The organism is Lactiplantibacillus sp. 30.2.29 (assembly GCF_018991255.1).
In the GTDB taxonomy this organism is placed as follows: Bacteria; Bacillota; Bacilli; order Lactobacillales; family Lactobacillaceae; genus Lactiplantibacillus; species Lactiplantibacillus pentosus.
The window spans coordinates 21,720-44,032 of record NZ_JAGYGU010000025.1 but is presented as its reverse complement, the minus strand read 5'-3'; the positions used below and the strand labels follow the sequence as shown (position 1 = coordinate 44,032).

Sequence of the window (22,313 nt, the reverse complement as noted above, 5' to 3'; positions counted from 1 at the left end):
CTCACGCAGAAACCCACTGCGCAATTTCAAATACGAGTCTTCTTCTAGCCCGGGAAAACCTCCCGGACAAGAAGAATTTCGCCCTTGAGCATTGTCCGGCGGGCCGGACAGTCGGTAACCCGCTCGAATGGCGGATGAACGGCCACCTATCTTGGTGCAACTGACCACTGAATATTAAGTGGCTATCCTTCAGATGAACTTTGAATTGGTATCGTTAATGATTTGCATAATTTATATATCGGTAAATTGCCTGCAGATAATCATTCACTTCAATGGAAACTCGCCTCATAATTAGACGATAACAGCGCCAATTGCCCTCAATTCAGGCCTTCAATTTCTCGGGCGACTATACAGCTTTTGCAAGTATTGACGGCTTTTAGAATTAAAATGCGAGTAAACCGGCTTAAAAATTATCGAAACCAACCTCAAAGTTGATTACTAAAACAACTGTTTACTAAGAATCAATGTCCAGTCCAATAAAAGTTGAGTCCGCACACATCCGCCTTTCGAATACCATCCCGGCTGGAAGGTATTCTGGGCAAGGCACAGTGGTGAAAGACCAGTATTTAAGACGTGGGTTGTCGGCTTAAATCTGTGTCCACCACGTTTCCGGCCATTGCCCAGAATGCCTGGAAGCCGGCGTAGGACGTCGCTACAACAGCACGTTTACGCTAATTCGCACTGTTTCCAGCGGTTTTCAGCTGGCGGCACTTGAACTTAGAAAATAGCATGATTCAATCAGCTTTAATGCTAAAGAACACTTATGCGAAGATTAACAGCGAGTGCCTAAGTAGACGAGTAATAAGCCGCCAATCAAGCTAAGGGCTAAGTATAGCCCGGCGACGCGCCGATGCTGGTGGCGACTGAGTAAGACGATTTCGTTGATCATTGTTGAGAACGTGGTGTAGCCGCCCATGATGCCAGTACCTAAGAAGACTTGCCAGTGTCCAGATAGTGGGCTTGTCAGAATCCACCCCAGCAGGAAGGCGCCAGTCAGGTTGATAAAAAGTGTGGCGACTGGTAAGGTCCACCGCTGATTGAGAGGCCGCGCCAACTGCATGATGCCGTAGCGGCCGAGTGCCCCGAGTGCCGCCCCACCGCCAGCTAATAAGACTAAACTAAACATTACGCCTCATCCTCCGGTAACCAGTGTTCACTGAGCAAGTTTCCGGCTAGTCCAGCCAGTAGCCCCAGTCCGATGCTGACAACAATAGACAGCAATGCCGAAACGCTATGGCCCGTTTGATAGCTCTGTAGCGTTTCAAAGGTGAAGGTCGAAAAGGTAGTGAAGCTGCCAATCAACCCAACGCTCATACCCGTAATAATGGCCTCAGAGACTGGTAAACGGGCTGGTAGCAGCGTCGTAATCAGACTCAGAACAAAGGCGCCGACGATATTGATGAGGCACGTGATCCAGAAATGTTGTGGCCAGGTCACAAGGAGGCTGAGTGCTTCTCGCAACCCGCCGCCTAGAACGGCAAAGGCGGCGATGGCGATGATTTTTTTCAATATTGACACCCGCTTTCTGAAAGTAACTCTAGTTTACTGAAAGTTGGACCTGAAGACAATCCGTCAGTCGGACCTTGCAAAATAAAAATAAACATGCTAATCTACAAAGTAACTTATGAAAATACGAGGTATTCAGCCGATGCGCAACTAATTAATTCTAGTAACTGAACAGTCACCAACCCGATATGAAGGGGTGGACTGTCCGTTTTGGGATTAATTAGAGGTGCTGACTGAATCGATGGTCAGCGGTCTCATGATTTGAGGGCGTTTTTTTTGTGTCCGCAAATCATGAAGGACAATTAATCCCTGCAGTAAAGGGGATGTTGATCAATGACAATGATTAATTTAACGAAGATTCAAAAAAATGTGGCGGGACGGGCACTATTTACGATTGACCACTTGGTGGCGACCACCGGTGATAAGATTGGGGTCGTCGGTCGCAATGGGACGGGAAAATCTACGCTTGCCCATTTGATCACTGGAGTAGATGCCGATTACCGTGGACAACTGGTGACGGATGCGCCCGTCAGTTATGTGCCACAACTGGCTCCGACACTCAATCAGAGTGGCGGCCAAGCAATGATGTCCAGAATCCGCCAAGCCTTGAGTGCCCGACCCGCAATCTTGATTTTAGATGAGCCGTCGTCAAACTTGGATGAGGCGCATCAACAGTGGCTGATTGCGCAACTACAAGGGTTTCAGGGCCTGTTGATGTTGATTTCGCATGACCGCCACTTGTTGAATGCGGTAACCAATCTGACGTGGGCATTTGAAGACCAACGGGTTCAAGCCTACGCGGGTAATTATGCCCATTATCGTGAAGTTCGCGACCAACAACGGCAGACGCAGGAAGTGGCCTATCAGCGTCAGATGCGTCATCAACGTGACTTGTTGGCGGCTCAACAACAGCGTAATGAAAAGGCCCAGCGGATTCGAAAGGGCAATCGGCGGATGTCAGCGGCTGAGCGGTCTAAAACGAAATCCTTGCGAGAAGCGACGGCGGCCAAGATGGAGCGGACGGCGAAGCGAATGGTCGCACGGGGGGCACACGAACCGCAAGTCGCCAAACCATTGACGCAACGTGGGTTTAAATTGGTGGCGACTGACTTTCCAAGCTTTACGGGGAAGACCGTCGTGACGGGTCTTAACGTGACGTTGAAGCAATATGGCAAAACGTTGCTGACGCACGCTGATTTTCAAGTGCTGCCTCATGAACGGGTCGCAATCGTGGGACCCAATGGCAGTGGCAAGACGACCTTATTACAGGCGATACTGTCCCGACGAGTCTCTGGGCTAACATTAGCGCCGGCCGCTAAAGTCGGCGTCTTCAATCAAGATATGACGATGCTGGATGGCGAGCGTTCTGTCTGGGAGACGGTCCGGCGAGCGAGCCAATTACCGGACCAAACGATTCGTAACGTCATGGGCGCACTCGGCTTGCCAGCCCGTTTTTATCAGCAACAAGTGGCCGCATTGAGTGGTGGTGAACTGGTAAAATTCCAGTTAGTCGCCATCTTAGTCGGACAATATAACGTGCTGATGCTCGATGAACCGACTAACTACCTGGATGTCGACGCACTTGAAGCGTTGGCAGCCTATCTGCAAGACTATCCGGGCACCGTTCTGTTCGTCTCACATGACCAGTCATTTCGGGATGCCGTGGCGACGCGGACGCTACAATTGACCAATCAGCAACTGCTTGATTTTGCTCAGGTCGCCGTAGCCCCCAAACCTGCGGAAGCGGATATTGCCGTTCTGCAATTCAAATATGACCAGATGATGATGGACCCTGCGGCAACGACCGCCGAAATTCAAGCGTTAAAGCACCAAATCGATCAATTAAAAGCATGATCAAAGGCCGCCCAACTAGTCATAACGCTAGTTGGGCGGCCTTTAGATGATAGTTAAGTCCACGGAATCACGAAGACGCCGATTTGTAATAAAATGACGCCCGTAATCACGATGCCCCAGTCCACCTTAGTGAGTGGAATCTGGCGGTAGTGGGTCCGGGGGGCGTCCTCAACGAATCCGTGCGAACGCATCGCCTGTGCCAGATTTTGCGACCAGTTGATCGAGATTAAAATGGCTTTGAAGTAGAGCTGCGGTGACCAGAAGGAGAGCACTTGGCCACGCATCAGTCCCGCCGCCCGAATCACCTGAACTTCGTGGCGGATTCGTGGTACCAAGTTGTAAGCAGCCAAGACGCCATAGGCAAATTTGGCCGGCAGGTGCCAATTTTGTTCCAACGAATCGGTCAGCTGTAGGACGTCGGTCGTGAGCGTAAACGTCGCACCAGTAAAGACGAAGGCGTAAATTCTAGTGAACAGTACCCAGGCCATCAATGTTCGGTCGCCGCTACCGTTAATATATTGGGTGCTCCACAAGCCAATCGCCGGCAACAGTGGTAATAGGACTAACCAGCCGAGCGTCCGCAGTCGGGTCCGGTGTGCCAGCAAATAAATGATGGCTAGGATCACCAGTGCGACGTTGAGACTAACGATGGTCGTGAATGAAATTTCTAACGCGATAATCAGTAATAATAATAATTTCATACTTGGATTCACGGTCGCACCACCCAATCTAACTGATGATTTTCAAAATGCAGCTGATAGTCGATCAACGGCAATAGTCCGGTCAATTGATGACTGATAATGATCAATGTTTGTTGAATTGCGGCCTGCGTCTCCGTCAGCAGTGTCACCAGTGCGTTGACAGAGCGCAAGTCCAAGCCTTTCAACGGTTCATCCATTAAGAGCACTGGTGATTGCATGATCAACATTAATAAAATCTGTAATTTCTTTTTCTGCCCCTCACTCAGCGTATAAATAATTTGGTCGTCACGTCCAGCTAAGTTGAGTTGGGTGAGCGCGGCTTGAATTCGTTTGGGCGTAAAGTAATCACCGTACGCGTAACGCTGACTTTGCGCCAATTCTTCAGCGACCGTGATGTTTAAAAACTGAGTTTCGGCATCTTGAAACAGTAAGGCAACGTGCCGCGCATAGCGTTTGCGTTTTAATTTTGCAATGGGCGTACCGTTGTAGCGAATCTCGCCACCGTATGAATGCAAGCGGACGAGGGCTTCAAAGAGTGTCGACTTGCCACTGCCATTGGGACCCGTAATCAGCGTGTTATGGTGGGCGAGGAGTTGACGCGTCGTTGGTGCAAGCAGTTCTCGGTCACCCGCTGCAAGGGTCACCTGATCTAACTGAAAGCACGGCTTGGTCACTGGCTCCGGTGCCGTCCACGCCCGCTGAGGTTGGTCAGTGAAAGCGGCAAATAGTTGTGGCCATTCGGACTGGGCAACGGGGACTAACTGGTGATTCGTCAGCCGCACCACTTGGTCTACGAGCTGATCATAACCCGCTAAGTCGTGGTCAGCTAGAATAATCGTTTTGCCGTGTTGGTCGCGCAATTCAACGAGTCGTTCGAGTAGTCCGGCGCGGGCTTCCGGGTCCACGCTGGCAAAGGGTTCGTCGAGCAAGATCACATCGCTATCCATCGCCACGATAACGGCGAGGGCAACCTTTTGTTTTTCACCACCCGATAGCTGGTTCAAGAGCCGCGGTTGTAGGTGCTCAATCCTCACGAAGGCCAGTGCGTGCCGCAATCGTGCCATCATCTGTGAGCGGGGCACTTGTAGGTTCTCCAATGCAAAAATCAACTCGTGCTCGACCGTGTCCATGGCAAACTGTTGATTTGGATTTTGAAACATCATCGCGACGTGCCGCGCGCGCTGATTAGCGGGCAGGTCGTTTAATGATTGACCGTCAAACGTGATACTGCCGGACGCGTCGGCTAGCGATAAGCCCCCCGCCATCAATTGAAGCAGTGTTGACTTGCCAGTTCCCGACGGCCCCGTTAATAAGGTGAACTGTTGTGACGGTAACGTTAAATTAACGTGTTCCAGAATGGGTGTCGGCGCCTGTGGATATGAATATGTTAAGTTGTTCAGCGCGATACGAGCCATTCTTGATTCCTCCATACCAAAGTGCGAGATTAATGTGTCGATTTGAGAACGTGGCTACGGTCAAGTAAGTCAGTAATTGCCTTGGTCAATAGACCACCGAAGACGAACATTGAGATGAAGCGCACGACTAAGTATAAGATCAGTAGCCAGAGTTGTAGTTTGAAATAGCCATTACGAGCCAGATCCCAGCCAAACGTCACCAGCGTAGTCGTGGTGGCCGCAGCCGTTAATCCTAACCAATCGTAGTGTTTGTAGCCGGTTGCGATGTAGCCGAGTTCGGCACCGAACCCTTGAACGATCCCCGAGATCAAGGTCGTGATACCCCATTGGCCGCCAAAGAACATTTCGACCGTTGCTGCGAGCAGTTCGCCTAAGGTGGCGGAACCCTTTAAACGAATCAGGTAGCCCGCCAGCATCCCTGGCATGCACCATAAGCCCAAAAGCAGCTCGTTGGCGAGACCGCTGAGCCCAAATGGTGTCAGTGCTGCACTCAGCACGTTATAAACAAAGTTGGTCCCCATAAAAATCGCCCCAAAGAAAATCCCGATAAGGGCCAGCAAAATAATGTCGTTCAAGTACCATGATTTAACCCATTTCATTGTTAAATCCTCCCAAAATAGTTTGTCATTCACGCATCTAAGCGACAAAAAAACGCCCACCACAAGTAACAGTGGCAGGCGGCTAAGTCTGAATTGATGGTTCCCCAAATAAAGCATTGTTCCCTGCGCTGGCATTGTCCAGATTCAGGTTCAATGGGTATTATCTCAGCCGCAATGGCACCCCAGTTGCTATGAATGATACGTTCAGTGTAACGGATAATCACGTTGAGTGCAATCAAATTTCCAGAAACCAAAGCAAAGTACGATGAAAAATCACAATTTTGTGGTTTACTAGGGTTAAAGCACGGCAATTGATTAATATTCTTAGGAGGGATGTTGATGGCTGAATCAGTGTATGACTTTACAGAAACGGAAATGAGTGGTGAGACACTCGACTTGTCGCAATATCGTGGGCAAGTGTTGTTGATCGTGAATACGGCTAGTAACTGTGGCTTGGCGCCACAATTTAAAGGATTAGAAGAACTCTATCAGAAGTATCATCAAGAAGGATTAGTGGTGCTTGGCCTGCCGTCTAACCAATTCCATCAAGAAAAGGCTGATGATGAGGAGACTCACGACTATTGTCAACGGCACTATGGCGTCACCTTCCCAATGACGAAGCGCGTGATGGTCAATGGTGACCAGGCGGACCCGTTGTTTACTTATTTGAAACAAGCGGCGGGACATGGGCGCATCAAGTGGAACTTTACCAAGTTCTTGATTGGCCGCGATGGTCGCGTCCTCGAACGGTATGCGCCGACGACTCGTCCAGCAACGTTTGAGGCTGCGATTCGCGATGCTTTGGCAGACCGTTCTGAAGATTAGTATGGTTTTGTTTTGAAAATTTTGAAGAAAGAAGTGGATTGAGTTGGAAACTTATACGCTACGTGATGGATTGACGGTCCCGAAGATTGGTTTTGGGACTTATAAACTGAATGGTGCGCACGGGGTGCAGGTGATTGGTTCTGCAATCGACCGCGGCTATCGACTACTAGATACGGCCTTCAATTATGAAAACGAAGGGGCCGTGGGTGAGGCGGTTCGTCGCTCATCCGTGCCACGCTCGGAGTTGCTGATTTCGTCCAAACTACCGGGGCGGCATCACACGTACACGCAAGCCATCAATACGATTCAAGAATCATTGTATCGAGCCGGGCTCGATTATTATGATCTGTATTTGATTCACTGGCCCAACCCGAAGGAAGACCATTACGTTGAAGCTTGGCAGGCATTGATTGACGCCCAAAAGTTAGGTTTGATTCGTTCGATTGGGGTCTCGAATTTCTTACCGGAACATTTAGACCGGTTGGATAAGGAGACTGGGGTCTTACCTGTCATCAATCAGGTCGAATTACACCCGTATTTCAACCAACAAGCACAACGGGACTATGACCAAGCGCACGGTATCTTAACGCAGGACTGGAGTCCCCTTGGCCGCGCGAGTGAGATGCTACAAAATGAGACACTCAAAGCGATTGCGGCGCGCTACCATAAAAATGTTGGCCAACTAATTTTACGCTGGGAGTTACAACTCGGCACGCTACCAATTCCGAAGTCGTCGACACCGAGTCGTCAAGCAGGGAACATCGACGTGTTTGACTTTGAAATCGGTGACGCTGATATGGCAACGATTAATGGCCTGAGTCGAGCAGATGGTCGCTTGAATGACCAAGATCCGGCAGTTTATCAGGAGTTTTAATTAAAATAGTTGATAGAGCTTCTGTGTTTTGAAATATAAAACGAATTGAAAGCTGTGCTGCGTCTATTATGAGTTGAAGATTTCAGTTTATATATTGACAAAATTTAAAATCGAATTGTAAAATTTTCTATGAAAAGGCAGGAACAACAATTCTGAAAGAAAGTGCCTCACCATTGCTAAACTAATTAGTTTGACAATAGTGAGGCACTTCAAGAAAACTCTGAGTTTTATTCGGAACAGCTCAATTGATTGGATTATTTTTTGAAAAGCATGAATATCATAAAAGTATAGATAGCTTCGAGAATAAATGCAATGAGAATCGTGAATAGGAGAAGTATCTTTTTGGAAAGGGCGCCATTAAAATAACTTAGTGATTCTAGATAAGTTGATATTCCAATAATACCGGTACCTGCGAGAGCAATTCCATAAGTCATGTTTATGATGGCAACCCAGGGCTCAGCTAGAAACAATAATAGACTTATAATGCCAAGCCATTCATGCGCATTGTTTTTGAAGGAGAAGTTTAGTTTCATTGATATGACCATCCTTTATATTTCCAAGAACGAATGGAGTATTTTCTGCCGTACTTGAATCCTTTTGTACTTGACTTGATGCTGGTACTAATGACTTTCCGAATAACTATGGTTGCAATTGTCCCCGCTCCTGCAAATCCTCCTGACAAAGCGATAATCGTAGTTACACCAACACCGATAGCAGCACCACGTAAGAAGTTTAACATACTTTTCGATAAGTAAATGTTAACATTACCTTTTTTTGCTGCACCATGCCAGACGATTTTTGAAACGCCTTTGTGATGAGTTGCGGCTTGAACGGAGCTAAAGTCATCAGCGGACAGAGTTTGCTTCAAAATGCTTGTTAGTTGATCATCTGTTAATGTAAGGGTGGTAGTATCGTTTGTTGTTTGAACCTCAGCTTCTTTCTTGATTAGACTAGAGATTTGTTCTTCTTGATCATTTGTGATAGCAATTTTTTGATGAGGTGTATCCCCGTTCACTAATCGTTCAATAGTTTCATTTGTTGATTCATTATCTGCATGAATATGAACATAAGAATTCAAAAAAGTGGAACAGAGTAACGTAACGATAAAAATGATTGACACCTTTTTTAAAGCATGATGTTTTTTTGCCATAATAATTATTTTCCTTCTGTTTTGGTGTTGCTAATTTTTGTATTATTATCAGATCCTTTTGTGATTAGATTGGAGTGTCAAAAGTGATTTCAGAACAATTGAAAAAGTATCGTCATAATGCGCAACTTTCTCAAGACGATGTTGCAAGAGCATTGAATGTTTCACGGCAGGCTGTATCTCGATGGGAGAATCAACGGACCTATCCTGATATTGATAATTTGGTGCGACTTGGAAAACTCTATTCAGTACCGGTTGATACTTTGCTAAGTGAAGATGTTGACATTCAAAAAGGACTATCCCATAATAACGAGCACATTAATGATTTAAAAAAAGCAAGTCCATTTTTAAAGCGAAATTTATACAATGCGCAAGATGAAAGTATGGAATTAATGATTCTAGTGTTAGTGAGTGGTATTGTCCCACTAATGGGAATTCTGATAACTGTCTATATTGCGTTAAGAAACAATAAATTTAATCGGCTATATATATGGATATATGTTGCCGCCACTATAGTTTTTATTTACAGTTTTGTGAACTGTGCAATGTCAATATATGATCTATTTTTTACCAATTTTCATTTGCATGTTAATGTGTCCTAAGTTGTCTTTACATGCAGACTCCCATGGGAAAAAGTAGCGATTAGGTGTATTCGTGTTCGAATGATTTTGTAAGATCTTACAATTGTAAGAGTAGCTTTTTTGTCGGTATGTGAAGTAGAGTAACCTACAATTTTTCCGGCAAATGCATGTAATTTAATATTGCTTACCCGAACAATTTTATTTTTCACGACTTTGACCTTATATGAAGCACTCCAAGAATAGTTAGATTCTGATACAGAATATGTGTGTGTCATTGCATGTGCATTAAACGTGAAACTCAAAACACATAATAAAATGACTGAAAGTGTTACGGCTAGTTGGCGATTGTATTTTTTTCATTGCTTTTGACCTCCGAGTAATACAATGGGCCGAAACCGCTGTTTAAATAAGGAACCATCTGTTTCTGAAACACTTAGTTAACTTTTGTTTGTTTAATAAATCGTTATGATATCGTTACATGTAGAGCGTGATATAGGGGAGGATGTTATGGGAGACTCGACTCAGAAAAAGCAAGGAATTAGTGCGGTACAGGCAGCAATGAAGTTAGGAATTAAGGCGGTAACGTTACGAAAATATAGTTTGATTGTAGAAAAAGAATTAAATGATAAATTGAAATTTAGAAATAAGATTAATAAAAATAGAGTATATACTGCATCAGATATTACTCGATTTAGTAGGAGTATTACTCTAACAAAAAGTGGTTTTGCATTATCGGATGCACTAAAAATCAGTTTCAATCCCGGATTTGGCGAAAAAAATGATCAACAGAGAATATTGCACTTAGAAGACCAAATTAGGCAGCTTACTGATCGAATCATTAAACTAGAAAATATAGAAAACAGTCGTACTCAACATTGGTGGAAAAGGTAGTGTGTTGCTTTAAATTTGAATAGTTGTATGAGATTAGTTGACTGAGCTTTGGCCCCTTATTCTGGGCAAATTCACAGAACTTCCTACAAACTGTAGTTTATATTGAATCCTATTTCGTTGATTAATCCTTGGTAGAGCAATATAGAAATAATTCGATAGATAACAGCAACAAAACTTGCATTGGTGTTAATTTTCATTCGTAAGATTAAGGACTGTCTGGAAACTAAAAATTCAGGTGTAATTTGAGGAATAACTAATCGAGGCTTTTCGATGACAACACCTAAACGATACCAACTGGAAGATGGTCAGTGCAAACGAATCAAAGGATACTTCCCGCCATACCGGACTGGCTGTCCATCAAGTTTAGACAACCGTACCACTCTCAACGCTATCCTCAGGCTCATGCGCGGTGGCCTTGGAAACGCTACGCCCCTTGGAAAATGTGTATAGTCGCTTCCAGGCTTGGGTACGTTTAGGATTATTCGAACAGGATTTTCTCGGATTGATTGACGATTTCGATATAGAAAACTTGAGCTTGGATTCAACAATTGTTCGAGTTCATCGGAAGTCTATTGGGAAAAAACGCCGAATGTGTGGACGATAATCAAGCTATTGGACTAAGTTGAGGTAATTGAACGACTAAGATTCACGCACTCGTTGACAGATTAGGAAATCCTCTGGGTTTTCGCTTAACGGGTGGTCAAGTACATGCCAGCCAAGTTGCTAGCGAGTTGTTGGAAGGCTTCGATATTTCTCAATCAAATATTATCGCGGATAAAGCCTATGGTGCTGCGAAACTTCGCCAGTATATTGAAGATAAAGCAGGAATCTATACCATTCCGACAAAGTAAAATGACAAACTTTCGTAAGATTGCATCTCGTTATGAGAAGCTCGCCCATGTTTCTCTGGTTACGGTCTACGTTGCTTCAATATGCATCTTGCTTAAAATATTGTTATTACTGATTCTTATGACTATTAAATTGAGTTTATGTACTGTTGACATAAGCTCTTTTATTGTTCGTTTGCCAAACAATAAAAGATAAAGCCAGAGATTTCTCATCGTGTAAGCAATAAGAAATCTCTGGCTTTATTTGTGAATAACGAGGCCTATTAGTATCAGAGGCCTTGGTGGTGATTAATAAAAGGCTAGTACAATTACTACAAGCATACTAAGTAAAATTTAGCCTATGTTTACGCGCATTTAACCGCGATCGCCTTAACTTGATAATCCCCGTTCGGCGCACTCACAGTAAACACGTCGCCAATGGTATGATTGGCGAGCGCCTGGCCGATGGGCGATGTGAATGAAATCTTTGGTTGTTCGAGATTGGCTTCTTGTTTGCCGACGAGTTGATAGGTGATTTGGTCATGGTCATCAAGGTTTTCAGCCGTGGTCACTTTACCTGTTTGGTTTGCATTTTTGCAGATCATTTTGAGCATCGCACTAGCGATGTATCAGGTATGGAACGCCAGAAACAAAAAATAGCCACCCCAAAACTTTGGCAAGTAACTGGGTGACTGTTTTTTAGTTGTTCAAATGTTAAAGCCAACTGCTCTTAGAGCGGGCCTTGTTTCAAGTCGGTATTCGCGTACCGGCTTTTTTACTGTCTTTATTTTAACACGTATATGTTTCGGGAAGTATATTTTTGATTCAAAAAAATCAAAATAAGCGCCCAATCGATTGATATAACTACTTTATTACGCGCGCTTAATCGCAATCATCTTAACCTGATAATCCCAGTTCGGCGCACTCAAAGTAAACACGTCACCAACGGTATGATTGGCGAGCGCCTGGCCGATGTGAATGAAATCCTTGGTTGTTCAAGATTGGCTTCTCGTTTACCGACGAGTTGATAGGTGATTTGGCCATGGTCATCAAGTTTTTCAGGCGTGGTCACTTTACCTGTTTGGCTTGCTTTTTTGCAGATCATTTTGAGCCTCACACTAGTGATGTATCAGATATGGAACGCTAGAAACGAAAAATAGCCACCCCAAAACTTTGGCAAAACTTTGGCAGGTATTAGGTGACTGTTTTTTGGTTATCTAAATTTTAAAGCCAACTGCTCTTAGAGCGGGCCTTGATTCAAGTCGGTATTAGCGTACCGGCTTTTTTACCGTCTTTATTCTAACACGTATACGCTTCGGTAAGTGTATTTTTGATCTCCGAAAAATGAAAAGAAGGACCCAATCGATTGATATAACTATTTTATTACGCGCGCTTAACCGCGATCACCTTAACCTGATAAGCCCCGTTCGGCGCGTTCACAGTGACCACGTCGCCCACGGTATGATTGGCGAGCGCCTGGCCAATGGGCGATGTGAATGAGATTTTTTGTTGTTCGAGATTGGCTTCCTGTTTGCCGACGAGTTGATAGGTGATTTGGTCATGGTCGTCTAGAAATTCGATGGTGACGAACTTGCCAATATCCAGTTGGTCGTTGTCGGCGGGTTGGACGATTTGGGCATACTGTAACTGTTTGTTGAGAAAACGTAGGCGACTTTCTAAGCGGCCCAAGTCGCGTTTGGCGCTACTATATTCAGCGTTCTCAGAGCGGTCGCCCAATGCAGCGGCCGCGGCGAGAATCTTGATTCGTTCGGGCCGTTGCTGTTTCAAATCCTCGATTTCTTGTTCAATCGCATGGTAGCCGGCCGCAGTCATTTTGTTAAAAGTTGGTTCCATCGCTAAGACCTCGTATCCGTTAAATTTCTGGGAATAGTTTATCGCAAAAGTAACTGAATTGGTACCGGCCAGGCAATCGCTACTGTTCACCGCGGCTGCGTAAGTGATTGCTGTATAGCATGATGCCGCTAGTAATCGCGGTCAGAACAACTCCTGCGAGCAGGCTGATGAACGGATGATGACCGGCAGTCAGAAGGTAAAAGCCAATGGAGAAGCCAACTAGTTCAATGAGTGCGCTTACGCCGAGGTAGCGCCATGACCGTTTCGGTTTGTCTTCTATTGGGGTGCTCACGTTGAGGGACAGCACAATCATAGTGAACACGGCAATCATGAGGACGAGGAACAACGGATTGTCGTACGTGAAGGCGTGCAAGAGGTCGCTTTTTTGCCAGCCTTGCCATAGTAAAAGCAGTAAAATGACACTATTTTCAACTAATAACGTTGTGCGGATGTTCTTGAAATTTTGTAAAATTAAACGTTCGTCGCGAATCTTCTTCATGATTGAGACCTCCTAACTTGGGTCGATCCAAAAGACGGTATCCAGTGTTTGGTGGAGTGCATAACAGAGGTTGAGACAGAGCTTCAATGAGGGATTATAAGTGCCTTTTTCAATCAGGCTTAAAGTCTGCCGGGTGATGCCAGTAAGGTTGGCGAGTTCTTTTTGAGAAAGCCCCGCCGCTAAACGAAATGCTTTGACGTGATTGTCCACGAATTTTCCTCCAATGTAAAATATATGTTCCATTTGTCCTTAGTATAAACGCAGGTCAGGTGACTGACAACCGGAATTGATTGGTTTGGACAACTGGCAAACGTTGACGACAACGATGACGCCAAAAAAAATAGCCAATGACTTTGCAGCCTTGGCTAGTCGTGGAATTTCTCACGTTCCACGGAGTTACGAACAAGTTAAGTATAGGCAAAGTTATCAGAAAATACAATTAAATTATTAAGGTAGTTTAGACTGATAGCTTAAAGATGGTAACGATTGCAAGAAAATTAAATTGGATTTTTTAAACAAATCCCTTGTATTTTAGTCTAGACCAATATACAATTGGACTATACCAAACAAAGAGGGAGTCAGTTAATTATGAAAGTTATCGTAGTAAAGGATCAAGCTGCCGGCGGTAAGGAAGGCTACAAAGTATTTAAGAATGCTTTAGATAATGGTGCGAAAGTATTTGGGTTGGCAACTGGTTCGACACCCGTTACAACTTACAAAGAAATCGTAAATAGTGATTTAGATTTCAGTGACTGCACATCCGTTAACTTGGATGAATACGTTGGGATTGCACCAGACAACGACCAAAGTTATAAATACTTCATGCAAACTCATTTGTTCAATGACAAGCCATTTAAGGAATCATTCTTGCCAAACGGTTTAGCTTCAGACCCAGAAGCTGAAGTTAAGCGTTACGACAAAGTAATTGACGAACACCCAATCGACTTACAAATCTTAGGAATCGGCCGTAACGGTCACATTGGTTTTAACGAACCAGGGACCCCTCGCGACATTACGACGCACGTGGTTGACTTGACTGAATCAACGATCGAAGCCAACGCGCGGTTCTTCGCTAGCGAAAATGATGTGCCTAAGCAAGCCTTCTCAATGGGCTTAGCTTCCATCATGAAGAGCAAGCACTTATTGCTTGAAGCATTCGGTGAAAACAAGGCGGATGCCGTTAAGGGCATGATTGAAGGCCCAGACACGGTTGACTTACCAGCAAGTATCTTGCAAAACCACCCAGACGTTACCGTTATTATTGACGAAGCGGCCGCAAGCAAGTTAAGCAAGAAGTACTAAACTGAATTTAAAAGCCATTTGCAACGATGCGTGTTAGCACGCGTTGAATTGACGAATGGGATGGATGATTTTTAAACAACTTCACCGCGGTAGTTAGTCGCAGTGAAGCTGTTTTTTGTTGATTGGTCACCGTAATTGAAGTGGCGACTAGTAGGCTAATTTTAAATCAATCGTAACCTAAATACCCGTCAAAGACTGGTATTAAACATTTCTTGACGGGTGTTGATTGCCTCATTCGGATAAGTGTTTTTCTAATTCATGCCAAAAATCTGTATCTAGGGGTTGTTGCTTCTGATACTGTTCACCCTTAGCAGGAGAAATCGGGGCATACATTGTTGTGAGATCCGGCTTAAGCGGTTCGTTATTAAAATGCCGTTGATTGCCAATCTTGACAGGGCTAGTAATCGTCCCAATGGTCAGAATGGCGGCGGTCTTTTTCGATTTTGCGACGCGCCCTTTATTGACGCTGGTATAACCAGCTGTTGGGACGCCAATCGTAGTCACTTGCGGATTTCGTTTCAAAGCCATGATTGTCATCTCAGCCGCGCTACCTGTTCGAGAATCCGTGATGACCACGACTTGCTTGTGAATGGCCGCATGACTGGCTGGAAAGCGATAGCTGTTGCCAAGCAAGCCACCGTGAATTTGTGTGGCCGTCATCACGACTTGCTTGCCATGGTCAGCATTGTCAACTTCAGACCACAGGACACCTTTAGGGATGATTGCGGCTAATCCGGCAATCATGGGGTAATAGTCCCCACCTTGATTGTGCGCAAAATTTAAAATAATCGTTTGCTGATGACTAACGGTTTTCAGTAGGTTGCGCAGTTGTTGCTGATACTTGTTGGTTTTTTTACTATCGGCCGAAAAGAACGTTGGCACATTCAGCACTTGATACTCGCTGACATTTGAAATTGAGGGATAATTAAGTTGTTCCAATTCTTTTGGAGAATCTGTCGCAAACGAATGCCGATTTCCTTGTTGCAAAATTGCACTTAATTCACGCACGGTCTTGACGTTTTTTCCGTGATTCGTCTGTTTTACTAACGCTGACCACTGCTTGGGTTGCTCAATAATGCCATGTTTACTCATCTCCGAAATAACTGCCGGGGCTTCGAGATTATCTGTGGTGGTGGGCTGATGGTGACAACCCGCCAGTAAAATTACTAATCCCAACAAGCTGATTTTGAAATACCGCGTCAAACTTAAAGTCATATCATTCAAATCCTTATCAAAAGTCAATTACCGGCCAAAAATGACAGTCTAGGCGCATGACTGACGTAAATGGTTGGTGGCGTAGCACCTTCAGTTAGTCACTAACATTTTAGAACGTGCTTAAATCATTTCTAACAATTTAGAATATCTGAGCACAGACCTGATTAGCGATGACAATACAGATTGCCACCACCTGCATAAGCGCCATGATCGCCTGCTGGACACGAACCGTGGTAAAGTCCACCAGATCCGTGTGGTGTCGGAATTCCAGATGGAAAAGCCGTCTTTGGCCAAGTAGCAGCTTGTGAATTCAAGGTAGGCGTAAACAAGAACAGACTGCCTGCGCCTACTGTAAGTAAAAGGCTTAATACTTTTGTTTTCATATGAAAAAATCCTCCTAAAAATATCATTTTGCTTAAGCAACCGCTTACATCGTCCCGCTAATCGTCTCCCTTAACAACCTGTTTTCACAAAGTTTTCAGTGAGTAATCGTCAATCAGTCTAACGACCCTATCATGGCCTCTTAATACGTCAACTCAAAAAATGTCGTCACAAACGCTAATCGAGTTTGTGACGACATTTTGAAGGGGCTTCAGTCTTTCAAAGACGGCGCCGAAAATAGTTAGTGAAGGTTTGGCTCTTGAGATTGGGCTCGACCGGGGTAATTAATAAAGTAGTGCGCGGTGGCATGTGACCGTTACCTACGCCTTTTTAGATGGCGATTCTAGCGCATTGTTCTTGATAATTTGAGGCCGAATCGTCTGGATGAGTGCGTTAAAAGAGCTAATGACGTTTGGTAACTGTTCTGAACCGTGTTGGATAACCCACTCCAACAGTGTCATCTGCAAATTAGCTGCCATATCCGCAATCAGGTCAATTGGCGTCACCTGAGTTAGTGACTGTGCTTCAATGTAATGCTTCCAGCCATTATGTAGAATCCGTTGAAAATTGACTTTTAGATCAGCTTCTGGCTCATGGACGGTAAATAAAATATGAATCGCTTGTTGATTTTCATCTAAGAGCACCCAAATACTTTGCATGAGTTCATCAAAGTTACCATCAATAATCAATTGAAAGTGTGGCCGAACTTTTTGTGTGAACATTGTGCTGTAATGGGCGACCATTTTATCTAATAAATCATATTTGTCGAGGTAATGGCTATAAAACGTTGAGCGACTCGTTAAGGATTGTTGACAAATGTCGGCAATCGTAATTTGACGAAATTTTTTAGTTTTGAGCAAGTCTAGGAAAGCAGTTTGAATATCACGTTCGGTTTTGATTCTACGGACATCTTTTGGCATGGTAGCTCCCTTAATTGATCATAATTAGTAGTAATAAATTAAGCATAGCATATTCGATAATTTTATGAAAATTTGTTCGTTTTCGAACACTTGAAGCCAAACTGTTTGAAAGCGGACAACTGCTCTTATTTTGACAGTCGTAAATTCGGTTGGAATCTCCTATGATGATGTTGTTGAAAGGAAGCCGGCGTTATTCCCTTTAAATTAAAAGATTAGAGGTAATTGAAATGTATACTTGGACTTTTTGGATTTTAGCAATTTGGTTTGTTATTAATGTTATCTGGATGTGGTTTGCTCTGGATAAGCCAGGGTTACAAAAAACGTTTGCATGGATTAACGTGATTGCCGTTGTTTGGGGATTCTGGGCATTCTATGGTGCCGCACCAGTTGCGGGCCTCCATATTTGGTTTGAACTATTGAACTGGGTAAATGTGCTGTTGGCCTTACTGCAGTTCTACTTCGGTTATCGGCATGCGACTAAGCAAGCACAATAAGCGCCATCGTTATTAGGAGAATGTAGGTTGAATGTAGATGAAAGGGTCTGATCAGATGACGAAAGCAACTATTTTCACAGGGACAATTGACCATTCGGGATTTGTTGTTCCAGACATCGACGCCGCAGTTAATTTTTTCGTGGACGTGTTGGGGTTTGAAGTCCTGCAACGTCCCGGACGGATGCAACCAGCAGATGACAGTCTGACACGGTACTTTGGCGTTCATACGGGTGCAGTAATGGAAGGTGCGGCCTTTCTACAGTATGGTGGTCGTAAGATCGAACTGGTTCAGTGGTCCGCCCCACGACAAGTTGATCCGCAACTGAATCCCGCTGACGTTGGGGCCGCACATCTCGCCATCACGGTCAGCGATTTATCGGAAGCAAAAGCCTATTTTGAACACCAACCGAATGTCACGGTCAGAGAGATGGGGCCGTTGGGGTTCTTCTACATCACGACCCCTTGGGGAATGGAAATTCAAATCATGCAACAATCGTAAAGCCCAATCTAGCGCCTCTTTTGGGTGATGTCAGTTATTGCGATTAGGCGTCATACGACATGAATGCAATCTAAGATTCCTGAGTAATTTGGGAGCCTTGGATTGCTTTTTTTGTTGGGATTATCGGGAACGACATGGTTATCGTTCGGCACATGATAAATGAAATCCGAATAAAAGACACTGAAAGCTGACGACAAACTAAAACGACCTTCAAAATTGAAGGTCGTTTTTAAATTGGCTTCTAATCTAATGTGACAGGGCCATGACAAGTCAGCATACGGCGGAGATATCCGAACAGTACGCCTTACAAGTTCTGTCCCTTTTCCCAGGTCGTCTTCGATAACAATAAGCCTTGCTTAACCAGCGTGTCGAACAAAGCGTGGGTCCGCTTTGAAATTTCACCAGCTGTTTCAGCGTTGGCCTGGGTTAAAAATGTCGTGGCATCGCCAGTGAGCGCGGCGTCGGTTGCGGCGACCCGGCCCCGTGCATAGGATTGGCAGCCGTCGCGATAAGCATTGACCGTCTCAGCAAATTCATGCCAGTGCGGTTCGATTAGAACGGAAAGGGTCTTCGACAGCCAGTACACATTATCGACGTCGACGGTGCCAGTCGTGTTACGGTAGTCCAGCGGCGTATCGTTGATATTCGTAAAGAATGGAACATAAGGTGCGTAGGCGAAGAAGCCCATCGCGATCCATTGAATAGCCGCCTGCTCAGCAGGGACGTCATTGCGAATTTGGAGAATGGACGAGCATTGGTTGCGGTCCATCGCAATTGACCGGTACCGCGTTTGTTCGCGGTGGTCACCCGAAGCAAAAGTGCCAAATGGGTCGTAAGGGGTCCCATTGTAATGTGAAGACAGGAAGAATTGGACGTCTTCAATCGCTAGTTTTTTACTTGGGTGCCGGAACAACGGCATATCTTGGTCGGTCGGATTTTGCGCGATTTCTGGGTTGAATAATTTTTGCCCATACCAAGTCCGAGGGGTGTTGTAGTAAGCATCCGCCTCATTTTGCGTGCCAAAGATCTCACGGAAATTAAAGTGGCCTGGATTGGGATTTAAATGATACTGGTTAACAAAGTCGGCTAAATCACTAGCGGCTAAGTAGTTCGCGGTGTCGTTGAGGTCCATTTCCTGCAAAACCGTCTGATTAGGAACGATAGCGTAAGTGTCTTCTGGCATCCGCACCGCGCCCCAATGATGACCGCCGGCAGTTTCCAATAGCCAAATATCGTCATGGTCGTTGAAGGCGATACTGTTACTTTCGCCAGTGCCGTATTTTTCAATGAGGGCGCCTAATCGTTGGACGCCTTCCTTAGCGCTTTTGATGTAAGGCAAGACCAGGGTGACCATGGCTTCTTCGTCGACACCATCGTGGACCAGTGGATCGTAGCCGAGAACGCGGGCATTGGTCGCCGTCGTTTCCGTTGCGCTCATGCCAACGTTGAATTCGTTGATGCCCGCTTCTTCATAACGGCCATCGTGCTGGTCGGCCTGTGGCGTCGCGGTATAGCGGTAAGCGTGGTCCGGTAGCGGTACGGTGACCCCGGTCGTTACGGACGTATAGCTGGCGTTCGTCTGGTCGTGGGCTTCGTGGACAATAAACTTAATGGGATTAATTGGGCCATAGCCGTCTTCGTTACGTGCTACGATGGTCGAACCATCCATGCTGGCAGCTTTCCCAACTAATATTTCGGTACAATCTGTGTCTTTTTTCATTCTAATCAGTCACTCCTTAGTTAAGTATAAGTATAGGAGCTTGACCAGGGATTACAACGGCAATTTGATTTTCCAGCGTTTAAAATGAGAAAACGGTGAGTCTTGAATGCGCCGAAATGGGTGATGAATCCTCAAATCAACTTGTGAAACCGCAATCATGTTCGAAAAGTCCTTCCGAATAAAAACACTTTACTTGTCGTTGTGTCGGCGTTTATCGGACCTGTGCCAAATTCAATTTTTGTGAATTAGTGAGTTTAATTCTGGCACAGTTTGTTGTGCCACGGGTCTACCTAGATGTTCTTGAAACCGCTTACCACGATAGATATGATTAAGTTGTTAAGAAAAAGGAAGGAGCTTTACCTGATGAGTGAAAATGTAAATACAACTGCAACCCAAAGCGCTCCTGTTGCAAAGAAAAAAGTGGGCGTCAAGGCTCGCGTTCAAAAATTTGGGAGTGCACTGAGCAACATGGTTATGCCGAACATCGGTGCCTTCATTGCTTGGGGCTTAATCACCGCCATCTTCATGGCTGGTGGGTGGTGGCCAAATGCTGATTTGGCCAAAATGATTCAGCCAATGGTTCATTATTTATTGCCATTATTAATCGCGTTTACCGGTGGGAATATGATTGCCGGTCACCGTGGTGGGGTCGTTGGTGCGATTGCCACGATTGGTGTGATTGTTGGGTCAAATATTCCAATGTTTATTGGTGCCATGATTATGGGACCTTTAGGCGGCTGGGTTATCAAGAAATGGGATGAAGCCATTTCCGATAAGATCAAGAGCGGATTTGAAATGTTAGTTAACAATTTCTCCGCTGGGATCATCGGGATGTTATTAGCTATTTTAGGCTATTACGCGATTGGGCCAGTCGTTGCCGGTGCAAGTGCATTAATGGCTGCCGGGGTTAACTGAATTATCCAAATGAAGCTGTTGCCATTGGCGAACGTCTTCATTGAACCAGCGAAGATTTTATTCTTGAACAATGCGATTAACCAAGGAATTTTGACCCCACTTGGGATTCAAGCGGCGGCTAGTGCAGGTAAGTCAATTCTGTTCTTGCTCGAACCTGATCCAGGTCCAGGTCTTGGGATTCTGTTAGCCTTTGCTTTGTTTGGTAAAGGGACGGCTAAAGCATCTGCACCTAGTGCCATGATTATTCATTTCTTCGGTGGGATTCATGAAATTTACTTCCCATACGTTTTAATGAAGCCAGCATTGTTCTTAGCCGTTATTGCTGGTGGGGTTACCGGTACTGCAACGTTTAGTCTTTTAAATGTTGGGCTAAAATCAACGCCATCACCTGGTTCAATTTTAATGTTATTCATTATGTCTCCAAAGAATCTTGGTAACTATATTGGCTTAGCAGTTGGCGTGATCCTAGCCACCTTAGCTTCCTTCATCGTTGCCGCCATTATCTTGAAACGTGACAAGTCAACGGATACGGATGATTTGGCCGCTGCTCAAGGTAAGATGAGCGACATGAAGGGTGGTAACACGGCGACTGCTAGTGCAACAGATGCTGAACCTGCTGATGTGATTGCTTCATATAAGGATGTTGACCACATTATCTTCGCCTGCGATGCCGGAATGGGCTCATCCGCAATGGGCGCTTCGCTCTTACGGGATAAGGTCAAGAAGGCCGGAATCAACATGTCCGTTACGAACACGGCGATTAGCAACTTGAAAGACGAACCAGGTTTATTAGTGATTACGCAAAACGAATTGGCTGACCGGGCAGCTCAAAAAGCACCCCATGCATTACGCCTTGCCGTTGATAACTTCTTGAGCAGTCCAAAATATGATCAAGTCGTTGTTAACTTGAAGGCGCGCGACCAAGTTAGTGATGCCCCAGCATCTGCAGCAGCTGAACCACAAGCAACTACAGATACGCCGGATGCATTGCCAGCTAACTTAGATTTAAGTGTTGTTGACGAAATCGTCTTCGTTCACCATGACGGTCATTTGGGAACAGCGACGATGGCAACGTCCTTAATGAAGGACCGCGTCAAGAAGGCCAACAAACATGTTAGTGTTAAGAACTTAGGAATCGATGAATTGACGGACAGCAACAGCTTGTTAGTGGTCTCCAGTGCCGAAGCGGCCAAGAACTTGAAGACCCGCTACACACAAGTTCAAGTCCTCATTACTGACGACCTATTGAGTTCACCGAAGTATGATAAGATGGTATCAGAATTGAAATAAAATG

At 45.1% G+C, this 22,313-nt stretch carries 22 protein-coding genes, 3 pseudogenes and 1 riboswitch; of the genes and pseudogenes, 10 read left to right on the top strand and 15 right to left on the bottom strand.

Features of this window, described 5'->3' with window-relative positions; genetic code table 11:
- Positions 1 to 772 precede the first annotated feature (772 nt).
- Both KGF65_RS13020 and KGF65_RS13015 read right to left on the bottom strand, forming a co-directional pair.
- On the bottom strand, positions 773 to 1,126 hold the full coding sequence (locus KGF65_RS13020) for a CrcB family protein (RefSeq protein WP_050337908.1): 354 nt from the start codon (positions 1,124 to 1,126) through the stop codon (positions 773 to 775).
- Positions 1,126 to 1,509, bottom strand: coding sequence for a CrcB family protein (locus KGF65_RS13015; RefSeq protein ID WP_101872667.1), 384 nt, complete (start codon positions 1,507 to 1,509; stop codon positions 1,126 to 1,128). The genes KGF65_RS13020 and KGF65_RS13015 overlap by 1 nt, the downstream gene beginning before the upstream one ends.
- A 330-nt stretch (positions 1,510 to 1,839) precedes the next feature.
- Between KGF65_RS13015 and KGF65_RS13010 the strand changes: the two genes are divergently transcribed.
- Positions 1,840 to 3,360: an ATP-binding cassette domain-containing protein gene (locus tag KGF65_RS13010; protein ID WP_216748437.1), complete on the top strand. Its 1,521-nt coding sequence runs from the start codon at positions 1,840 to 1,842 to the stop codon at positions 3,358 to 3,360.
- 53 nt (positions 3,361 to 3,413) lie between these two features.
- Here KGF65_RS13010 and KGF65_RS13005 read toward each other — a convergent pair whose 3' ends face one another.
- From KGF65_RS13005 to KGF65_RS12995, 3 genes are read right to left on the bottom strand one after another with little or no spacing between them, the layout of a single operon-like run.
- On the bottom strand, positions 3,414 to 4,073 hold the full coding sequence (locus KGF65_RS13005) for an energy-coupling factor transporter transmembrane protein EcfT (RefSeq protein ID WP_101872669.1): 660 nt from the start codon (positions 4,071 to 4,073) through the stop codon (positions 3,414 to 3,416).
- The gene (locus tag KGF65_RS13000; RefSeq protein ID WP_216748438.1) at positions 4,070 to 5,476 is read right to left on the bottom strand and encodes an ABC transporter ATP-binding protein; all 1,407 of its coding nucleotides are present in this window, start codon (positions 5,474 to 5,476) and stop codon (positions 4,070 to 4,072) included. Before KGF65_RS13000 ends, KGF65_RS13005 begins: the two co-directional genes overlap by 4 nt.
- A 29-nt stretch (positions 5,477 to 5,505) precedes the next feature.
- Positions 5,506 to 6,075 (bottom strand): ECF transporter S component, encoded by a 570-nt coding sequence (locus KGF65_RS12995; RefSeq protein ID WP_050337903.1) that lies wholly within the window; start codon positions 6,073 to 6,075, stop codon positions 5,506 to 5,508.
- A 101-nt stretch (positions 6,076 to 6,176) separates the two neighbouring features.
- Positions 6,177 to 6,270: riboswitch (TPP riboswitch) on the bottom strand.
- Positions 6,271 to 6,414: 144 nt separating this feature from the next.
- Between KGF65_RS12995 and KGF65_RS12990 the strand changes: the two genes are divergently transcribed.
- Positions 6,415 to 6,900 (top strand): glutathione peroxidase, encoded by a 486-nt coding sequence (locus tag KGF65_RS12990; RefSeq protein ID WP_021336862.1) that lies wholly within the window; start codon positions 6,415 to 6,417, stop codon positions 6,898 to 6,900.
- 43 nt (positions 6,901 to 6,943) lie between these two features.
- Entirely contained in the window at positions 6,944 to 7,774 is an 831-nt protein-coding gene (locus tag KGF65_RS12985; protein ID WP_101872671.1) for an aldo/keto reductase, read from the top strand.
- 529 nt (positions 7,775 to 8,303) lie between these two features.
- Here KGF65_RS12985 and KGF65_RS12980 read toward each other — a convergent pair.
- On the bottom strand, positions 8,304 to 8,924 hold the full coding sequence (locus tag KGF65_RS12980) for a hypothetical protein (protein WP_105923790.1): 621 nt from the start codon (positions 8,922 to 8,924) through the stop codon (positions 8,304 to 8,306).
- 83 nt (positions 8,925 to 9,007) lie between these two features.
- Here KGF65_RS12980 and KGF65_RS12975 point away from each other — a divergent pair, with 83 nt between their 5' ends.
- Positions 9,008 to 9,523: a helix-turn-helix domain-containing protein gene (locus tag KGF65_RS12975; protein WP_158296949.1), complete on the top strand. Its 516-nt coding sequence runs from the start codon at positions 9,008 to 9,010 to the stop codon at positions 9,521 to 9,523.
- Here KGF65_RS12975 and KGF65_RS17445 read toward each other — a convergent pair.
- Positions 9,520 to 9,777 carry a DUF5626 family protein gene (locus tag KGF65_RS17445; RefSeq protein ID WP_216748439.1) on the bottom strand — a complete coding sequence of 86 codons (258 nt, stop codon included), beginning with the start codon at positions 9,775 to 9,777 and terminating at the stop codon, positions 9,520 to 9,522. The genes KGF65_RS12975 and KGF65_RS17445 overlap by 4 nt on opposite strands.
- Before the next feature lie 232 nt (positions 9,778 to 10,009).
- Here KGF65_RS17445 and KGF65_RS12965 point away from each other — a divergent pair, with 232 nt between their 5' ends.
- The gene (locus KGF65_RS12965) at positions 10,010 to 10,393 is read left to right on the top strand and encodes a hypothetical protein (RefSeq protein WP_101872675.1); all 384 of its coding nucleotides are present in this window, start codon (positions 10,010 to 10,012) and stop codon (positions 10,391 to 10,393) included.
- 270 nt (positions 10,394 to 10,663) lie between these two features.
- Positions 10,664 to 11,341 (top strand): annotated as a pseudogene (locus KGF65_RS12960) (IS5 family transposase); the annotation flags it as partial.
- Between the two features lie 244 nt (positions 11,342 to 11,585).
- On the opposite strand, the pseudogene KGF65_RS12955 reads toward KGF65_RS12960, so the two are convergent.
- The 4 genes and pseudogenes from KGF65_RS12955 to KGF65_RS12935 form a co-directional block, all read right to left on the bottom strand.
- A pseudogene (locus KGF65_RS12955) lies at positions 11,586 to 11,798 on the bottom strand (GreA/GreB family elongation factor); the annotation flags it as partial.
- Positions 11,799 to 12,603: 805 nt separating this feature from the next.
- Entirely contained in the window at positions 12,604 to 13,074 is a 471-nt protein-coding gene (gene greA / locus KGF65_RS12945) for a transcription elongation factor GreA (protein WP_003637459.1), read from the bottom strand.
- A gap of 79 nt (positions 13,075 to 13,153) precedes the next feature.
- The gene (locus KGF65_RS12940) at positions 13,154 to 13,573 is read right to left on the bottom strand and encodes a hypothetical protein (protein ID WP_101872678.1); all 420 of its coding nucleotides are present in this window, start codon (positions 13,571 to 13,573) and stop codon (positions 13,154 to 13,156) included.
- A 12-nt stretch (positions 13,574 to 13,585) separates the two neighbouring features.
- Positions 13,586 to 13,816, bottom strand: coding sequence for a helix-turn-helix transcriptional regulator (locus KGF65_RS12935; protein ID WP_050337900.1), 231 nt, complete (start codon positions 13,814 to 13,816; stop codon positions 13,586 to 13,588).
- 345 nt (positions 13,817 to 14,161) lie between these two features.
- Between KGF65_RS12935 and KGF65_RS12930 the strand changes: the two genes are divergently transcribed.
- A complete protein-coding gene (locus KGF65_RS12930; protein ID WP_003637462.1) occupies positions 14,162 to 14,875 on the top strand; it encodes a glucosamine-6-phosphate deaminase in 714 nt (237 codons plus the stop codon).
- A gap of 231 nt (positions 14,876 to 15,106) precedes the next feature.
- Here the strand turns inward: KGF65_RS12930 and KGF65_RS12925 are convergent, their stop codons facing one another.
- The 3 genes from KGF65_RS12925 to KGF65_RS12915 form a co-directional block, all read right to left on the bottom strand.
- On the bottom strand, positions 15,107 to 16,090 hold the full coding sequence (locus KGF65_RS12925) for a S41 family peptidase (protein ID WP_105923623.1): 984 nt from the start codon (positions 16,088 to 16,090) through the stop codon (positions 15,107 to 15,109).
- Positions 16,091 to 16,254: 164 nt separating this feature from the next.
- Complete coding sequence (locus KGF65_RS12920) at positions 16,255 to 16,473, bottom strand: hypothetical protein (protein WP_216748440.1); 219 nt, start codon at positions 16,471 to 16,473, stop codon at positions 16,255 to 16,257.
- Between the two features lie 318 nt (positions 16,474 to 16,791).
- The gene (locus tag KGF65_RS12915) at positions 16,792 to 17,391 is read right to left on the bottom strand and encodes a TetR/AcrR family transcriptional regulator (protein WP_050337898.1); all 600 of its coding nucleotides are present in this window, start codon (positions 17,389 to 17,391) and stop codon (positions 16,792 to 16,794) included.
- A 227-nt stretch (positions 17,392 to 17,618) separates the two neighbouring features.
- Here KGF65_RS12915 and KGF65_RS12910 point away from each other — a divergent pair, with 227 nt between their 5' ends.
- Positions 17,619 to 17,885 (top strand): hypothetical protein, encoded by a 267-nt coding sequence (locus KGF65_RS12910; RefSeq protein ID WP_003637465.1) that lies wholly within the window; start codon positions 17,619 to 17,621, stop codon positions 17,883 to 17,885.
- Between the two features lie 55 nt (positions 17,886 to 17,940).
- A complete protein-coding gene (locus tag KGF65_RS12905) occupies positions 17,941 to 18,384 on the top strand; it encodes a VOC family protein (RefSeq protein WP_225083509.1) in 444 nt (147 codons plus the stop codon).
- A gap of 304 nt (positions 18,385 to 18,688) precedes the next feature.
- Here KGF65_RS12905 and KGF65_RS12900 read toward each other — a convergent pair whose 3' ends face one another.
- The gene (locus KGF65_RS12900; RefSeq protein ID WP_101872681.1) at positions 18,689 to 20,104 is read right to left on the bottom strand and encodes a C69 family dipeptidase; all 1,416 of its coding nucleotides are present in this window, start codon (positions 20,102 to 20,104) and stop codon (positions 18,689 to 18,691) included.
- Positions 20,105 to 20,467: 363 nt separating this feature from the next.
- Here KGF65_RS12900 and KGF65_RS12895 point away from each other — a divergent pair.
- Positions 20,468 to 22,309: pseudogene (locus tag KGF65_RS12895) on the top strand (PTS mannitol-specific transporter subunit IIBC).
- The last annotated feature ends 4 nt before the right edge of the window (positions 22,310 to 22,313 follow it).

Coding starts and splice junctions, on each gene's coding strand:
- KGF65_RS13020 (WP_050337908.1), bottom strand. CDS start 1,126: ATGTTTAGTTTAGTCTTATTAGCTGGCGGTGGGGCGGCACTCGGGGCA.
- KGF65_RS13010 (WP_216748437.1), top strand. CDS start 1,840: ATGACAATGATTAATTTAACGAAGATTCAAAAAAATGTGGCGGGACGG.
- KGF65_RS13000 (WP_216748438.1), bottom strand. CDS start 5,476: ATGGCTCGTATCGCGCTGAACAACTTAACATATTCATATCCACAGGCG.
- KGF65_RS12995 (WP_050337903.1), bottom strand. CDS start 6,075: ATGAAATGGGTTAAATCATGGTACTTGAACGACATTATTTTGCTGGCC.
- KGF65_RS12990 (WP_021336862.1), top strand. CDS start 6,415: ATGGCTGAATCAGTGTATGACTTTACAGAAACGGAAATGAGTGGTGAG.
- KGF65_RS12980 (WP_105923790.1), bottom strand. CDS start 8,924: ATGGCAAAAAAACATCATGCTTTAAAAAAGGTGTCAATCATTTTTATC.
- KGF65_RS17445 (WP_216748439.1), bottom strand. CDS start 9,777: ATGACACACACATATTCTGTATCAGAATCTAACTATTCTTGGAGTGCT.
- KGF65_RS12965 (WP_101872675.1), top strand. CDS start 10,010: ATGGGAGACTCGACTCAGAAAAAGCAAGGAATTAGTGCGGTACAGGCA.
- greA (WP_003637459.1), bottom strand. CDS start 13,074: ATGGAACCAACTTTTAACAAAATGACTGCGGCCGGCTACCATGCGATT.
- KGF65_RS12940 (WP_101872678.1), bottom strand. CDS start 13,573: ATGAAGAAGATTCGCGACGAACGTTTAATTTTACAAAATTTCAAGAAC.
- KGF65_RS12935 (WP_050337900.1), bottom strand. CDS start 13,816: ATGGAACATATATTTTACATTGGAGGAAAATTCGTGGACAATCACGTC.
- KGF65_RS12930 (WP_003637462.1), top strand. CDS start 14,162: ATGAAAGTTATCGTAGTAAAGGATCAAGCTGCCGGCGGTAAGGAAGGC.
- KGF65_RS12925 (WP_105923623.1), bottom strand. CDS start 16,090: ATGACTTTAAGTTTGACGCGGTATTTCAAAATCAGCTTGTTGGGATTA.
- KGF65_RS12920 (WP_216748440.1), bottom strand. CDS start 16,473: ATGAAAACAAAAGTATTAAGCCTTTTACTTACAGTAGGCGCAGGCAGT.
- KGF65_RS12915 (WP_050337898.1), bottom strand. CDS start 17,391: ATGCCAAAAGATGTCCGTAGAATCAAAACCGAACGTGATATTCAAACT.
- KGF65_RS12910 (WP_003637465.1), top strand. CDS start 17,619: ATGTATACTTGGACTTTTTGGATTTTAGCAATTTGGTTTGTTATTAAT.
- KGF65_RS12905 (WP_225083509.1), top strand. CDS start 17,941: ATGACGAAAGCAACTATTTTCACAGGGACAATTGACCATTCGGGATTT.
- KGF65_RS12900 (WP_101872681.1), bottom strand. CDS start 20,104: ATGAAAAAAGACACAGATTGTACCGAAATATTAGTTGGGAAAGCTGCC.